This window comes from Ammoniphilus sp. YIM 78166, from assembly GCF_004522215.1.
GTDB lineage: Bacteria > Bacillota > Bacilli > Aneurinibacillales > RAOX-1 > YIM-78166.
This window is the reverse complement of sequence record NZ_SDLR01000008.1, coordinates 12,824-28,663: the sequence shown is the minus strand read 5'-3', so window position 1 is coordinate 28,663 and position 15,840 is coordinate 12,824. Positions and strand designations below refer to the sequence as shown.

The following is a 15,840-nucleotide window of genomic DNA, read 5'->3' as shown; positions in this document are numbered from 1 at the left end:
CCTTTTGCAGCAGGAAACTGCTATAATGTGTATTCTTCAAGTGCGGACTTTACAAAGAGGTCCTCTACCGTCAGCTTGTTCTTAATCATTCCTTGCTCATAAGAGTAAGCTACCGCTGCTTCCAGGGTCTTGCGGTTTTTTTCCAAACCGTATGGCCAGAAGTCTTCTCCCATTAATTCCTTTGTACTTTCCCACTCTGAAACGAACCATGGCATGGTCACTTTCAATGCCGCGGTTTGGTTGAAGCCGTCATACACCTTCTGCTTTGCGTCTACAAACGCCTTGTAAAGATTGGCGGCCACCCAAGGGTTTTTCTCTAAAACTTCATCTTTTATGGCGACTACATGCATGATCGGGAAAATGCCGGTTCTACGGTAATAATCTTTCTCTACAGAAACGAAGTCCGGGAATAATCGATCCACATTTGGTGAACCGTTAAGGAAACAAGACGGGGCACGAGGAGCAATCAGGGCATCGATCTCGCCAATTTCCAACATTTGGTTTAAGGTCTGCTGATCATTGATAGACTGGATTTGGATATCTGAAGGCAAGTCCAGTTTCACTTTTTCAATTCTTCCTGGCTGTTCTTGTCCCCCCGTATACCACCTCATATCAGAAGGATGAACATCGTAATCATGTTGTAGAATTCCTCGAATCCACAAGCATGCTGTTAGCTGATATTCTGGTATCCCCACTCGCTTTCCCCTCAGATCCTGAGGTTCTTTTATTCCAGAATGCTTATTGATATAGATGCCTGAATGTCTGAAAAAGCGCGACATAAATACCGGAATGGCCGTAAAATTCGGATACCCACGATCCTTCGCAATGAGGTAAGAGGATAAAGACAGTTCTGAAACATCAAATTCCTGATGTCTCATCATTCTAAAGAAGGTTTCCTCCACGGGCATATTCAGCCAATTCAACTCTATCCCTTTCACCTGTACAGTTCCATCCGTTAAAGCTCGAATTCTATCATAATCCCAACAAGCAAAGCTCAAAGGCAACTTGGACATATGACTCACCTCACGTTGTTTTTGTTTTCTAAATTTATTATGACTTCTGCCAATTTAAATAAAAACAATAAGTTCTTCTATGCGGCACAACCTTCAATTAAAAATTAATGGGCTTTTCTGCGTCTTTATCCAGACCGACTTCCTTTTTCGTCCTTAATGCGCCAAGTAGCAATATCACCCCGCCTACAATAAAGATCGGGGACAATCCGAGAGTCCCCCCAATTGCGCCAAAAAAAAGCGGGGCTGCAAATTGAGAACCGCGATTAAAAGTCAACCTCATTCCCAATACTTCACCTTGGCGATCCGGTGGACTAACCTGAAGCGAGTAGGCTAGGCTCAGTGGTTGCCCCAATCCCAAGCCCGCTCCCAGAATAATAATCAGGAATACCAATAGACCAAAGTGACTTGTTATAGGTACTAGCACATAGGCCAACCCGCTTAAAGCCAATGTAAGGACTAGCACCTTCCTTCTTCCAAGCCATTCAACTAAGTGAAATTGCGAAATTCTCACTACTAATGCCATGGCTGACATGACAGATAATAATAAACCAATCTCGCTTGGTGTCATACCCAACTTCGTACCATAAACAGGAAAGTAAGCACTGAATATGTCCTTAGAGTATAGAACTAATCCACTAATGATCAACGCGTGTCGTAATGACGTATCCTTTAACAAGTGCCAGGAAGGTTCTTTCCCTGACTTTCCTTCTCTAGGGTTACCCCCGTTCCAAGATTCACGATAGAGGAGTCCGCTAATAACGACGGCGGTTAGGACGGCCAACAAGGCACCAAAGAAAGTGGCACTAAACCCTAAGTGCTCGTAACTGAATCCGCTTGCTAACGGTCCCGTCATCCCACCCAAGGAGCCGATTAAACTTAAAGAAGCAATCCTTTTATCTCGGTTACCTGGGAGATTGCCAATGCTTTTCTGCAAGGAAACGACAACGAAGAGGTGGGAGATGCCCATGAACATCTGCGAGACAAACAAGGATGGAAGAGTAGGAATGAACTGGGGGATGAGTAAGCCACTACTGATGCCAGCCCCCCCAACGAATAACATCCTTCTCGCCCCATAGGTATCCAGTAACTTTCCTACTTGAATGGCAAAGAGCATCGGAAGAAAGGCAAATGTCGATACCAAGAGACCAATCGTGAACTCCGATGCTCCGATATCATGGGCATATAAAGAAATATTGGGGCGTGTTCCTTGAATCGTAAAAGAAAATAGAAAATGAATGACGAGCAACCCTAGAGCCGAAATGTAGAGCTTCCTCTCCTGCATGCTATGCCTCTTTTCTGATCGAGATCTTTTCGTTACTAGTAGCCGGTGTCAATCTTGTAAAGACTGCACCCATCATCAGGATTACACCGCTTACCCAAAAAATAGGAGATACCCCTGCCATTCCCCCAACCGCTCCAAATAAGAACGGGGCTGCGAACTGAGAAGTTCGATTAAAAGTAAGACGAAGTCCCAGCACTTCCCCTTGTCTTTCCTGAGGACTATGGTTCAGCGCGTAAACAAGACTTAAGGGCTGGCCTAACCCTAAACCGGCGCCAAGAAGGGCAGCGACTACTCCCAATATCAGCATTTGAGATGAAAAAGGAATGAAGATAAAGGAAAAGCTGCTGATCAGCAAGGTCGTAGTCAAGACTTTTCCCCTCCCAAACTTCTGTACGAGATAAAATTGAGAGATTCGAATCATCATCGCCATGGCAGCCATAATGGATAAGATCATTCCGATTTGGCTTGGACCTAAACCGCGACTCGTGGCATAGACCGGAAAATAGGCTATGAATAGATCTTTTGAAAGCAGAACTAAACCACTAATAATTAAAGCTTTGCGAAGGTTTACGTGAGTAAGGAGGCGAACGGTAGATCCTAGATCCTGCTTTTTATAAGCCGTAACGGGCGAGGCACTTTTCCAATGATCTTGCTTCAAGAGCAACCCCATGCCAACTCCTACTAATACCAATAGGAATGCCGTACCATAAGTCATTTGAAATCCATAATGCTCATACACAAAACCACTTAGTAACGGACCTAAAAGCTCACCCGTCGAGCCTGTTAAACTAAAGGCAGCCATCAGTTTATCCCGATTTCCAGGCAGGTTTCCTACGGTTTTTTGAAGAGCCAACAATACGCAAAGCTGTGTGAAGCCAAATAAAGCCTGAGATAAAAAAAGAGCTTCTATCCGTGGAAACCAAGCAGGAATCAATAAGGCTAAGGCCATCCCCCCTCCACCAAGAAGCGTAATTTTTCTTGCACCATAGTGATCAAGCCATTTGCCAACGGTAATAGCCATTAACATGGGAAAAAAGGCATAAGCGGAAACCAGGAGACCAATAATGACGGGGCTGGCCCCATGGTAATCAGCAAATAAGGAAACAATGGGCCTCGTACCTATCAGTGCAATACTGTACAAGGTATGCATCACCAAAAAGTAATATAGAATCATATCGATTCCTCTCCTCTACCTATATACTCTTACCTTTCTATCTTATCTAGAACGGAATAACTTAGGATAGCAACAGTTCTTTTATATGGAACGTCCTTAAGTTATGAACAGAAAAGAGGCAATCCATAAGTATGAATTACCCTTGTGTTAAAATCATTGTATTTTTATTCTGAAAATCAATGACTCTGTCGCAAATCCGTTGAATAAGGTTCCACTCGTGGCTAATCACAAGTACTCCCATATTCCTCTTTTTTGCGAAGGACAGAACCGCATGCCAAATCTGCGCCTGCGTAATCGCATCCAGCATGGTTGTCATCTCATCAGCGATCAAAAAGCGGGTATTCGTCCCCAACGCTCTTGCCACACAAAAACGCTGAAGTTCCCCCCCTGAAAGCTCATTAGGCCATCGGCTCAACCACTGTTGCTCAATGCCCAAGGAAGAAAGCAAATCAGGGTCTTGTTCTCCGCCCTCCTTTAAAATTCTGCCCATCGTCCACCGACTATTCACGGCTTTCTCTGGATGCTGAAAAACGAGCTGGACGGCATGGTAACCTGAAGAAACGATAGGCTCCCCATCTATCACGACTCTTCCTTCATGTGGCTGCTCATATCCTGCCAATATTCGTCCCAATGTACTCTTCCCACATCCACTCGGTCCCACCAGGCCAACAATTTCCCCCGCTTTCACGGCTAAACTGAAATCTTGGAACAACCATGGATTATGCTGATGACGATAACTGATGCCCTGGGCTTCAAGAAGCATAAAAACACCTCACAAGTCCTTGTCGTACTTCTCTCATAGGGGGCCTAGAATGACTGCATTCCTCTTTAGCCATTTTGCAGCGAGGAGCAAACAAACATCCGGGCGGCAAGGCATTCGCAAGAGGTTGCGAGCCAGGAATCGGCATAAAGTCATTTTGCGGTAGCGCCCTCCATAGAGCCCTGCTGTAAGGATGTCTTAACGATTCCCCTCTTCCGGAAAAGTCCTGAACAGGAGCCACTTCTACCGTCGTTCCAGCATAAAATACAGCAATTTTATCAGCAATCTGCAGCGCCGATTCGATATCATGCGTGATCATCATGACAGCACAACCCTGATCGGCAAGTTCTCGAAAGGATCGGAGAGCTTCTTGAATAACTTTCGAATCGAGACCGGGCGTAGGCTCATCAGCAATAATCAATTTCGAACCACTTATCACGGCTGTTGATACTAAAGCCCTGCGAGCCATCCCTCCGGATAATTGAAACGGATACAGCTTTTCCACGTCAGACCCCAATCCGTACCGATGAAATACTTCCTTTTGGACCTGAGTTGCATTTCCCTGCCTCACAGCTGTTCGTACTTGCGCTCCTACGCGCATCAGGGGGTCAAGAAAATTGACAGATTGGGGAATCAGAGCGATCTCCCTTCCCCTTAATTCCTCCTGTCGAGCAAGGGTTAGCTCCTCACCAGCAAAGCGCATACTTCCGTTGACAGCGGCATTACTAGGTAAAATTCCAAGTATGGCATGGGCAAGCAAACTTTTACCTGATCCGCTTGCGCCGACTACCGCAAGTATTTCACCCGCTTGAATCTCCAGGCTAAGATTCGTGATCACATTGAGCTTCTCCTGCCTTAATCCACTTTTGTATTGCTGAAAGGATATGGACAAATCTCGCACTTCAAGAATAGGCATCCTCGCACTACCTCCTTTTATCTAGTGTTGAGCCCGATGGGGATCAATTAATAAACGTAAATTTTCCCCAATTAGATCAAACACTCTGACTATAATAAGCAAGCTGATTCCTGGAAAAAAGGCTAGCCACCACATCCCTGTCGACAGGTACCTCATGGATTCAGAAAGGATAATGCCTAAAGCGGGCTGATGGGGTGACAATCCCATTCCTACAAACGTGATAGCTGCCTCATGCAAAATGGCATGGGGAAACAGAAGCAAAACGCCAACTAAAAATTGAGGAAGAAGATGCGGTGTGATATGCCGTGAAGCAATCCACCAGCGAGACTTTCCCAGTCTTCGGGAGATCTGAACAAATTCCGAGGAGCGGATCTGCATTACTTCTGCACGAATAACTCGGGTTAGGGAAGGCCAGTGTGTCAGCGCAACCCCAATTACTACTCCTTTCATTCCGCCCCCCATGGCAAACGAGATGAGAATGAGGATAACTAAGTGCGGTACGCTTAAAAACAAGTCAATGAACCAAGAAATTACGCTATCCACGGCCTTGCCCATCGTTGCAGCCATAACTCCTAGAACGAGTGCGATGGAGACGCTGCAAAGCGCTGCTAGCGTACCCACCCCAATACTTAAAGAGAGACCTTTCAATGTTCGAGTAAACATATCCCGACCAAGCCAATCCGTTCCAAATGGATTTTCTAATGAGGGTGGGGCATTGCGAAGCTCTAAGTTTGTCGCCACCCCTTCATTTCCTGTTATCCAGCCACCCAGCGCCACGCTGAACATGAACACCGCTGCAGTAAAGATGATACACAAAGTCTGTTGTCTACGATTCATTTTCAGTTGGCGTCCGAGGGCACGGAAATTCTGTAGTTTGGTGATGGTATTCATATCGATCCCCCTTCCCTTATCCTTGGGTCGACTATGCGATAGATCAAATCGGCCAAGAAATTCCCAACAAAAACGAACAAAGCACTAAAAATGACAAGTCCGAGCAAGAGGGGAACATCCCCTCTTAACCCTGCCTCTACTGTCGCCTGCCCTAGGCCCGGATAAGAAAAAACTTGTTCCGCAAGAACGGCTCCCCCAAAAAGCTCGCTGAAGGATGCAAACTGCAGCGTGATGGCGGGAAGCGCCACATTCCGCAGGCCATGTCTCCAAAACAGGATCAATCCTTTTTCTCCTCTTGCTCTAGCAAATAATATATAGTCGCTGGATAACACGTCAATCAGCTTCTGGCGCGTGTGCAATGCCACCCCGGCCACTCCAATGATGCTTAAGGTTAAAGCAGGCAGTATAAGATGTTTAATGCGATCTCCCATTGTAACTTCCTCCGCCAGAACTCCTGCTGGCACACCCAGCCCGATAGGAAACCAGCCCAGCCAAACCGAGAAGATCATAAGAAGGAGAAGCCCCATCCAAAAAGTAGGTGTAGAAGCCAGCGTATAGCAATACCACTTAATAAGACGATCTACCCATGTATCTCTTTTCATGGCAGCAATGACCCCTATGGCAAAGCCGATGAGTCCAGATAGCAGCCAGGCGGTACTCATCAGGGCAAGCGAGTTAAAGAACCGTTCATGAATGATCGTAGAAACAGGCTGCCGGAAAATCATGGACGTTCCTAAATCGCCGCTTAAAGCTGCCGATCCCCAAACTAAAAACTGTTCAAATGCCGGTTTATCCAAGCCCCAGTATTCAGCGATCTTCACCCTTTGCTCGGGGCCGACTCGCATCATGTCAGCTCCAACGTAGGCCTGGATAGGGTCAATAGGGGATTGCTTGATGAGCAAGAAAGAACACAAGCATATCGCAAAAAGCAGGGATGCGAACCGGAGACTTTTCCAGAATAGAAATGTGACGACTCTACTCATTCCATTTCCACTCTTTGATGTTATCTGTCACAGGCCAACCATGCCCATGCGGATGAATTCTTTGTTTTCCGATATCAAGCTTTTCCTTAACCAGATATAAGTGATCAATATTGACTAACCATGCCCACGGCGCATCTCCTTTTGCACTGAATCCGGTCTCTCCATCCCATTGCGCCTTCTTCCAATATTCCATTGCTTCTTCTTCACTGATAGCTGCAAGTGCCTTGTTCATATAATCGTCCACGGTTTCATTCTGATAGAAGCCTGTATTGTAATACTCAACCCCTGCGTACAAGCTGCTGTATAGATTATACATTTCAAGCGGGTCATGGCTGCCCCAGCCAAAAAGTACGGCATTGGAGTGCTTCATGGTTTTGATTTCATCCCAGCTCTTTCCCTCAACGACGATATGAATTCCAAGTGGTTTGATCAAGTCTGCAACGGCTATGGCAAGGGATTGGCGTGTTGAATCACTGGAAGGGTAAACCAAAGTAAATTCAGCCTTTAAGGATTTCTTCTCCAGGATACCGTCTCCATCGTGATCCTTCCACCCAGCATCCTCCAGTAGCTTTTTCGCTCCCGCCATATCAGCATCTACTATTATAGATTCAGGGTTCCACCAAGGAAGTCCATCGCTTGATGTATAGGCTGGCGTACCGTGCCCTTCAAGCACACCCTCAACAAGTGCTTTTCTGTCTACAGCTAAGTTAATTGCTTTACGAATAGCAGGGTCTGCTGTGACATCATTCCCCTTAGGAAATCCATCGCTTGTCACTTCTCCAGACGGAACAAATGGAAAAGCTATTCCTCGATTATCTACACTCTTGACTGCCTCAAGGCGCATTCCGGTTACTTCTTGTTTACTGAATGATGAAGGAATATAAGCCACATCTACCTTCCCTGCTTTCGCTGCTGCAAAGGCTGCATCCTCATTTAAAAATAAAAACGTCATTTTTTGAAAGGAAGGCTTTTCTCCGTAATATAACGGGTTCGCCTTTACGATCAACTGTTGCCCTTTATCCCATTGCACCAGCTCAAAAGGACCAGAACCTATTGGCTTTTCCGCGTAATCCTTGCCATGAGCATGCTTAGGAACTATACCGGTAGTAATCAGCGATTGGATAAAAGTTGACTGAGCTTCCTTTAGAGTAAACTTGACCAAGTAATCTCCAATTGTCTCTACTTTCTCCATCACATTAAGGTCTAGCACAGACCCACTTTTTGCTGCCGTTTCATATGTATACTGAACATCCGCTGCTGTAAGCGGCTTGCCATCCGAAAAATTCACATCAGTACGAATTTCTACTGTCCAAACCTTTCCGTCGCTACTTATTTCATAACTTGTTGCCAGGTCATTTACCACCTTCAGTTCATTATCCCTTTGAAGTAACGTACTTTGGAAAAGCGGAGCTCCATAACGCCCCCAACCTGTTGTAGGGTCAAAACCAGTTTCTGGTTCGGAGCCGACGGCAAGAATTAACTCATCTTTTTTTGTATCCGTTTCTTTTTCTACTTGCTCTGCACTATTACCTGGAACAGATGAGCCGGAGCACCCTACTAGAATACTAGACAGTACGAATCCAAATACCAGGACAAATAATAATAACTTCTTTTCCATAATACCCCTCCCCCTCTGTGTTACAATTATCTAAAATCGTAACACAAACCACTTCGAAAAGTTAGTTTTTCGTGCCGTATAACGGAACAGTAAATAAAAGTTGGTTCAGAGTATAAAATGGACACCCGCACATATTCCTTCCGCCCATGTCAGCCAATGCCCCTCCTACATATATTGAAGGTAAAGACCCGTTCTCGTTAAAATCCTTAGACAGATAGTGGAAGGAGGATTGGCCATTGAAACGCAAACCCATCTACTTTACCAATATAAAGTCCAGAAATCTTGCTTGTGATCATCCGGGTAATTACTTCGTGCCGATTGTGGAGCGTGCGAAACACAGCGTCATCTCGATTGAGACACGTGATCGAAAAACAGCTCGGCAAAGCGATTTCTTGTTTTCCTTTCTCTTTCCCCCCACGGAATCCATGTCTAGTCAAACGAAGAGCTTCGGTACCGGCTTCATCGTTCACCCCAATGGGTATATCCTGACCAGTGAACACGTCATTCACAATGCTGAACAAATTTTGGTTCGTCTTTATAGTGGTGAACAGCGTACCGCGAAAGTGGTATGGAGTGATGAAAAAAGGGACCTAGCCGTTCTACAGATCTCCACCCGTAAACCGCTTACCCCAATCCCTATCGGTTCTTCTTCAGATAGCAAGGTCGGAGAGTTCGTTCTCTCTATAGGTAATCCTATGGGACTTGAACATACGGTAACAAAAGGAATCATCAGTGCCAAAAACCGTCCTGTACGGATCTCGAACAAACTTTATGAAGATATCATCCAAACAGACTGTGCGATAAACCCCGGAAATAGTGGAGGTCCTCTCATTAACATGAACGGAGAAGTGATTGGGATGAATGCCTTCATTATTAAGAATAATCAAGGACTGGGATTTGCTGTGGGCATTGATGCGATTAAAGAGAGAGCGGGGAGATTCCTGGCAAGATAAAACGAAAAGAAGCGTTCCTAAGTTGGAACGCCTTTTCTGTGTTGTTTTACTTATCACTCAAATCCATCGTTTTATCTAGAGAATAAGCCGAGTTATTCACTTTAAGATACCCTGTAATTTTAGTGTTTCCAGTCAGTTCATACTTCTCGTCTACCCAATCGATAGCACGATTTAGATCAATGGATTGATCAGACAGGGTGACCAGTTCTTTTAGTTTTTGGAATTCAGGTAATAATGTCTGTCCGGTTGTTGTCCTTTTGATTCCATTTTCCGTTACTTCAATTTGAGCTTCATACCCGGCATTGGTTTGTTTGAAGCTATGACGAACGGTTTTGGCTCGGGATTCAAAACTAAACGTGAACTCCTGAACCGCTTTTAAGCTGCCTAGCACTTCATCTTCAGGAGAAACATTGATTTTTTTATCCACAGAGTAAGTGGTTCCACCCATGACTAGTTCCCCGCTAACATCTGCTACGCCACTTAAATCGTAGAGGTCATCAATTTTCGCCACTGCTTTCTCTAACTGAAGGGTATTTGTCGCGTTGGCTGCTCCCACAATGCTTTGAATTTCTCTAAAGGCTTCCGTGCCCGTTTTCTTCGTTGTCTTTGAGCCTACGATATTTTCCACCCATGCTGTATAGGTGGTAGCGGAATCCTTCTTGAAGTAAACCTTCACCGTTTCATCTGGTGTAACGACATTGATTTGGAACTGGGCTACTTGAGCTAAAGTCCCCCAAGCTACTTCTGGAGAAAGATTTACTTCCTTATCAATACTGTAATGGGTTCCATTAAATGATAGGCTGCCTTTCACCGTTGCTGTTCCGCTTAAGTCATATAGGGCATCGACCTTGGCCACCGCTTTATCCAGATCAATAGATTCGTTCACTCTTGCAGCTGTCATAATAGATTTGATGGTGTCGAGTGCTTGAGACCCGGTTTGCTTTACCGTTTGGGATCCGACTTTATTTTCCACCCAGGCATTATACGAGTTGGTTCCAGTTTTCTCAAAGAATAACTTCACGTTTTCATCGGAAGTTACCACATCCAATGAAAACTCGGAAACTTTGTCTAGGCTTCCCCAATTGACGCTAGTGTCCGTTGATAGATTTACTCTCTCTTTAACGTTATAGGATGCATCTCCAATGGACAACTTTAATTCGACATTCACTTGATCTTCAAGTTTATAAACTTGGGCAGCCTTTTGAACAAATTTGGTTAGGTTAAAATCTTGGCCCGATGCTTTTACACCAGAGGCTTCAAGTAGCTCTTTCATTTCAACCATAGCGGCATACCCTTTGCTCTCTACCTTTTTAGAACCAGAGGTGACCTCAATCTTGGCATCATATCCGCTAGACTTCTGTTGATACTTAAATTCAAGCTTCTTATCGCCACTTCGCAACTCTACATTAAAGTCTTTAACCGCTTGCATGATCCCTTGCTCAGGCTGGTCTACTTGCTCGCTCGTAAACGCATCAATAAATCCAATTTCTCCATCGGCTTGTAAAACAAGATATACTTTCATGCCCGCCTTGAGAGTGCTCCAGGACGCCAATTTTTTATCTACGTAAACGATCACATCATCATCGGCGGTATAAGTTACATTTCGGCCATTTTGGGTAACGGTTACGCTATCACCGCTGATAGAAGAGATGGTCGCCTCAACGGAATTTCCAATTTTTGTCCCTTGCTTCTCTTTGTTGGTCTTTAATCTTTCAATAAAGACCGCCATTTCTGCACGAGTTACGGGCTTATTAGGCTGGAAGGTCTTGTCCCCATACCCGACAACTAAAGAATTAAGAATGGCATAAACAAGATAGGACTGGTCTTCTCTCGTTAAATTCGCTACATCTTTAAAAAATAATCCAGCTTTATCATCTTGGTTCAATTGTGCGCCTAGAGCATTGACTAACAATTTCGTAACAAACAAGCGTGTAGCTGGCTTATTCGGTTGAGAAATTTCGGCACGGGTGACTATCCCATTCTTGATGGCTGCCTGTACACTATCTTGGGCCCAAACTGGAACGTTAGACAAGCTGCTGGAAGAAGAGGATTCTAACCCTAATAGACGAACCACCATCACAATGGCTTCAGCTTGGGTCACGTTGTTTTGCGGTCTGAAGGTGTTATCGTCATATCCCTTGACGATTTCCAGAGCTGTCATAAGTTCTAGAGTTCGCTTTGCCCAGTGATTATCAATATCCTTCAACTTAAGTTGCTTGGCCGCTTTAACTTGTTGATTTGCTTTTCCTAAAGCTTTTCCATTATTGCCATTACCGTTGTTTTCTTTCGCCTCAATGGCTCCAGCCATACTGAACGTTAACGTACCTGCTAGTAAAGCAGGAAGAATTTTTTGTGTCCACTTATTCATATGTACTCCTCCTAGGGCATTGCGCCTTTTCTATTTGTTACCATATGCTTCGCTAAGGTTTGTATTTTTTTGGGTGTCGAGAAAAAAAGAAAAAAGAAAAAAGCACAACCTCTTGTAAGATTGTGCTCTACATCCAATGCTCTCCCCAATACTGAATCGCTTGGATTACGGGTTCCAAGCTCCTTCCCTTAGGTGTCAGCTCGTATTCAATTCGAACCGGAGTCTCCGGGTACACCTTTCGGGTTAGGATCTGAGCGTCCTCTAGCTCCTTCATTCTCTCGGAAAGAACACGATCGCTCATCTCGGGAATCTGTTCTTTAATATCCTTAAATCTTCGTGGTCCACCTAGCAGTACACGAATGATAAGACCTGTCCACTTCTTACCTAGAATCTCCATGGCAGCTTCATACCGTGGGCACATAGACGAGTAATTCATAGTAAGCCCCCCTGCACTCTATGTTCTTACTTAGAGTATACTTGAAATTGAACAGATTGTAAAAAGTAAGTGAAAAAAACTTCTTTCCAACTGGCTAAAGGTAATTGTTTAACACAGTAAAAGGGCATACCCATAGATACGCCCTTTAGTACTCGTGTTACTTTTTTGAGACCCTTTCTACTAATGCCAACTCACTCACTTGATTGGCTGTGACTTGAGAGAGCTGATTTATAAACTCCTCCTGAAAACTGCCTGGCCGATTAGCCCCAACAAGCCCGACCGCTTGCTCAGCAGCGACACCATAAAAGGCAAGGGCAGCAATCGCTGCTTCCATCACATTCTTTTCCACCGCAGCGAAAGCACCAATTACCGAAGTAAGCAAACACCCTGTCCCGGTTACTTTCGTCAGAATAGGATGCCCGTTCTTAACCAGCACCGTTGTTGCTCCATCTGAAACTATATCCTCTTTTCCTGTAATGGCCACAAGACAGGAAAGCAAACGGGCTGCCTTCTCGGCTAAAACGACCATACTTCCTGCTCCCTGGCCGGCGTCTACACCTTTCATGCTCCAATTCTCCCCGATCACATTCGCGATCTCTCCCGCGTTGCCGCGGATAAGGCTTACCCGTACCTCTTTTAAAATTCTTTGAGCGGCTTCCGTCCGATATCCAGTCGCTCCTGCCCCAACCGGGTCATAGATAACAGGAACGCCGTTTGCGTTGGCTGATTTTCCAGCAATGATCATCGCTTCAATTTGAGTTTCATTTAACGTACCGGTATTTAAAACAAGGGCACCAGCAATCTTTGCCATATCTGCAACTTCTTCCTTCGCATAAGCCATGACTGGAGAAGCTCCAAGGGCAAGCAAGCCATTTGCCGTAAAATTAGTAACCACAACGTTCGTCATATTATGTACAAGTGGATTTTCATTCCGAACTTTATCCAGCTTTTGTGCCAATTCTACATTTGAATATAACATTAACAGTCCCCTCCTTGAAGGAATTGTATGTGAAAATTTCCTTAAGGGCAAGGAAATGAAAAAAGCGAGCGGAGTCGCTCGCTTTTTCTACTTCTTGCGAAACGCAATCAGATACACATCTTCGGCTTCTTCATTCAAATTACTTTCTGCTTCTTGTAAGATCTGTAATTGTTGCTCAGTCAGGTCTGCTAAGGGAACTTCGTCTAAGTGATTGAACTTATCCATAGGTAACAACTCCTTTTTGATACTTCACACATAGTTTACCCCTAAGAGCGTTGCCCTTATGTTTCACCCTTGTACTTTCGGCTTTTATGCTATAATTGATGATTAAAGGGATTAGAGTACATACTAAATCTGTCCTCATACATAAGGTTTTGACTTAGAAATCGCGATTATAAGGAGGGATAAATATGAACCAGGCATTTTCCGAACTATTTACGATTTTCAACCGGACGAAAGAAGACATTGAAATGTTCAATAGTATGCTTCAACCCGTCGTGGATCATGCAAAGGACGAACACGAACGTCTCTATTTTCATCATATCCTGGAAGAGGAAGAGCAGCGACTAGAGCGCCTTGGGGTGCTTTTACCCATGCTTAAGCTATCCCTCGATGAAGATCTAAGCCATCGCCAGCTCGTGCAGGTACTGCAAGAGCTCAATCTCGAAAAATTTGGCCTTCACAACTTCCGGGAACATCTCGATTTGGCCATGTTTGAGTTTAAAGATGAAGAAAGACAAGAACTTCTAAAGACCACAAGAGAAAGAACTCAAGCTGATTACCTGAGGGTTAAGGAACTGATGACAGAGTTAAACAATCGAATTGAAGATGTTTCTCCAGTCCAAGTATTCACGGATTTAGCAGTTGGGTCAGGATCAGCACCATCTGAGAGAAAACAAGGCAAGAAGCTGACCGTTGGCAGCTTAAAAATGAAATAGAGGAGGAGAACTAAACATGACGAAACATAATCGATTTCCGGACTCCCCACTGGGTGCCAATGAATGGGCGCAGTTAGACGAAACCATCGTTAACGTAGCTAGAAAACAACTGGTTGGGAGACGATTCATTGATATCTATGGCCCACTTGGCGAAGGAGTACAGAGTGTTACAAATGATATCTATGCCGAATCCCAAGGGGGTGGACTTAGTCTAAGAGGAGATACGCTTTCTCTATCCACTTCCATCAAGCGTGTGAATTTGACCATTCCGATCCTATACAAGGACTTCATGCTCTATTGGAGAGATCTCCAGCAAGCCAAGACCCTAGACATGCCTATTGATATGGGCCCCGCGGCGAATGCAGCCATCCAGTGCGCTCGACTAGAGGATGATCTGATCTTCAATGGATCCGAGGAGTTTGATTTGCCAGGGCTCATGAATGTAAAAGGACGTCTTACCCATATTCGCAGTGACTGGATGGAGTCCGGTAAAGCATTTGCCGATATTGTGGAAGCCATCAATAAGCTGTTGCAGATGGGCCATACGGGGCCTTATGCCCTGGCTGTTTCACCTCAGCTTTACGCTTTACTTCATCGCGTTCATCCTGGCACGAATGTGCTAGAAATTGAGCATATTCGTGAATTGGTGACGGACGGTGTGTTCCAAACCCCTGTGATTAAAGGGAATGCAGGCGTTCTGGTGGCTACAGGACAACATAATCTCGATTTAGCGATCGCAGAAGACTTTGACTCCGCTTTTCTAGGTGATGAGCACATGAACCACTTGTTCCGTGTATATGAATGCGTTGCCTTAAGAATTAAGCGCCCTAGCGCCATTTGCACTTTAGAAGATCACGAGTAAAACAAAAAGACCATCGGCTGATGGTCTTTTTTAACCTTTAGGATACTCGCTTTTCCATTTTCACGACTTTCGTATCGCTTACTAAATCCATATCTACATGCTGCTTCGCCGCTTCTGTTCCTATATCTTCAACGATCGCCATGACTTCTTTAAGAACCGGTGCTGTAAACCCGCCTTCATTCAATTGACAGAGCTTAGACAAATACTTAATCTTTTCATCCGTTTTAAATTGCTTATAAAAGGCGTTATTCACGCTCTTAATGTGCTTGTGGGTGGGTTGAGAAATTAAGCTGATATCATTGACATGAATAATGTATCTCTTACCTTCTTCGGTTACGAAGGAAACGGAGTAGATAATGGAGCCAGCCATATCCATATGGGTGACAACAATGTTTCGAAATTCCTCGCCGGAACGTAGACGAATGGATTCTGCTTCTACAGCTCCTCCAAGCTTTCTTTCATTCGTTAATACCGTATGAATATCCTTTAAACCATTAACCTGGTATAACATCCTTATGTCCCCCTCATTAGAAGTGAGAATTAAAGTCGTTATCAATGATACCAATTCTCACTATCATTTTACACGCTAACCATCTAGTTCGTCAATAGAGTTGAGAATGATTTTTAATTCTTTTTTCTAAATTTCGCTGCTACTACCCGTAGTATG

Annotated in this window: 16 protein-coding genes; 3 read left to right on the top strand and 13 right to left on the bottom strand. The window is 44.5% G+C overall.

Going from position 1 to position 15,840, the window contains the following annotated elements; translation table 11 throughout:
• Positions 1 to 20: 20 nt before the first annotated feature.
• The 8 genes from EIZ58_RS27305 to EIZ58_RS27270 all read right to left on the bottom strand — a co-directional run bounded on the left by EIZ58_RS27305 (position 21) and on the right by EIZ58_RS27270 (position 8,637).
• Positions 21 to 1,013: a PhnD/SsuA/transferrin family substrate-binding protein gene (locus EIZ58_RS27305; protein ID WP_134704147.1), complete on the bottom strand. Its 993-nt coding sequence runs from the start codon at positions 1,011 to 1,013 to the stop codon at positions 21 to 23.
• A gap of 97 nt (positions 1,014 to 1,110) precedes the next feature.
• Positions 1,111 to 2,295, bottom strand: coding sequence for an MFS transporter (locus EIZ58_RS27300; RefSeq protein WP_134704146.1), 1,185 nt, complete (start codon positions 2,293 to 2,295; stop codon positions 1,111 to 1,113).
• Between the two features lies 1 nt (position 2,296).
• Positions 2,297 to 3,469 (bottom strand): MFS transporter, encoded by a 1,173-nt coding sequence (locus EIZ58_RS27295; protein ID WP_134704145.1) that lies wholly within the window; start codon positions 3,467 to 3,469, stop codon positions 2,297 to 2,299.
• Positions 3,470 to 3,605: 136 nt separating this feature from the next.
• Positions 3,606 to 4,232 carry an ABC transporter ATP-binding protein gene (locus EIZ58_RS27290; protein ID WP_134704144.1) on the bottom strand — a complete coding sequence of 209 codons (627 nt, stop codon included), beginning with the start codon at positions 4,230 to 4,232 and terminating at the stop codon, positions 3,606 to 3,608.
• Positions 4,222 to 5,145 (bottom strand): ABC transporter ATP-binding protein, encoded by a 924-nt coding sequence (locus tag EIZ58_RS27285; RefSeq protein WP_134704143.1) that lies wholly within the window; start codon positions 5,143 to 5,145, stop codon positions 4,222 to 4,224. Before EIZ58_RS27285 ends, EIZ58_RS27290 begins: the two co-directional genes overlap by 11 nt.
• Before the next feature lie 21 nt (positions 5,146 to 5,166).
• A complete protein-coding gene (locus EIZ58_RS27280; protein ID WP_370297825.1) occupies positions 5,167 to 5,931 on the bottom strand; it encodes an ABC transporter permease in 765 nt (254 codons plus the stop codon).
• A gap of 101 nt (positions 5,932 to 6,032) precedes the next feature.
• Positions 6,033 to 7,019, bottom strand: coding sequence for an ABC transporter permease (locus EIZ58_RS27275; protein WP_134704142.1), 987 nt, complete (start codon positions 7,017 to 7,019; stop codon positions 6,033 to 6,035).
• Positions 7,012 to 8,637 carry an ABC transporter substrate-binding protein gene (locus EIZ58_RS27270; RefSeq protein ID WP_134704141.1) on the bottom strand — a complete coding sequence of 542 codons (1,626 nt, stop codon included), beginning with the start codon at positions 8,635 to 8,637 and terminating at the stop codon, positions 7,012 to 7,014. The genes EIZ58_RS27275 and EIZ58_RS27270 overlap by 8 nt, the downstream gene beginning before the upstream one ends.
• Positions 8,638 to 8,873: 236 nt before the next feature.
• Here EIZ58_RS27270 and EIZ58_RS27265 point away from each other — a divergent pair, with 236 nt between their 5' ends.
• The gene (locus EIZ58_RS27265; RefSeq protein ID WP_134704140.1) at positions 8,874 to 9,590 is read left to right on the top strand and encodes a S1C family serine protease; all 717 of its coding nucleotides are present in this window, start codon (positions 8,874 to 8,876) and stop codon (positions 9,588 to 9,590) included.
• 46 nt (positions 9,591 to 9,636) lie between these two features.
• On the opposite strand, the gene EIZ58_RS27260 is transcribed toward EIZ58_RS27265, so the two are convergent.
• The 4 genes from EIZ58_RS27260 to EIZ58_RS33895 form a co-directional block, all read right to left on the bottom strand.
• Positions 9,637 to 11,958: an S-layer homology domain-containing protein gene (locus EIZ58_RS27260; RefSeq protein ID WP_134704139.1), complete on the bottom strand. Its 2,322-nt coding sequence runs from the start codon at positions 11,956 to 11,958 to the stop codon at positions 9,637 to 9,639.
• Between the two features lie 127 nt (positions 11,959 to 12,085).
• Positions 12,086 to 12,394: a winged helix-turn-helix transcriptional regulator gene (locus tag EIZ58_RS27255; protein WP_134704138.1), complete on the bottom strand. Its 309-nt coding sequence runs from the start codon at positions 12,392 to 12,394 to the stop codon at positions 12,086 to 12,088.
• Between the two features lie 157 nt (positions 12,395 to 12,551).
• Positions 12,552 to 13,373: a hydroxyethylthiazole kinase gene (gene thiM / locus EIZ58_RS27250; protein WP_134704137.1), complete on the bottom strand. Its 822-nt coding sequence runs from the start codon at positions 13,371 to 13,373 to the stop codon at positions 12,552 to 12,554.
• Positions 13,374 to 13,460: 87 nt separating this feature from the next.
• The gene (locus EIZ58_RS33895; RefSeq protein ID WP_167577999.1) at positions 13,461 to 13,598 is read right to left on the bottom strand and encodes a hypothetical protein; all 138 of its coding nucleotides are present in this window, start codon (positions 13,596 to 13,598) and stop codon (positions 13,461 to 13,463) included.
• Between the two features lie 185 nt (positions 13,599 to 13,783).
• On the opposite strand from EIZ58_RS33895, the gene EIZ58_RS27245 reads away from it, so the two are divergent.
• The gene (locus tag EIZ58_RS27245) at positions 13,784 to 14,311 is read left to right on the top strand and encodes an IMEF encapsulin system ferritin-like cargo protein (protein WP_134704136.1); all 528 of its coding nucleotides are present in this window, start codon (positions 13,784 to 13,786) and stop codon (positions 14,309 to 14,311) included.
• A gap of 16 nt (positions 14,312 to 14,327) precedes the next feature.
• Positions 14,328 to 15,173 carry a family 1 encapsulin nanocompartment shell protein gene (locus EIZ58_RS27240; protein ID WP_134704135.1) on the top strand — a complete coding sequence of 282 codons (846 nt, stop codon included), beginning with the start codon at positions 14,328 to 14,330 and terminating at the stop codon, positions 15,171 to 15,173.
• A 37-nt stretch (positions 15,174 to 15,210) separates the two neighbouring features.
• On the opposite strand, the gene EIZ58_RS27235 is transcribed toward EIZ58_RS27240, so the two are convergent.
• Positions 15,211 to 15,684, bottom strand: coding sequence for a hypothetical protein (locus EIZ58_RS27235; RefSeq protein ID WP_134704134.1), 474 nt, complete (start codon positions 15,682 to 15,684; stop codon positions 15,211 to 15,213).
• Positions 15,685 to 15,840: the final 156 nt, after the last annotated feature.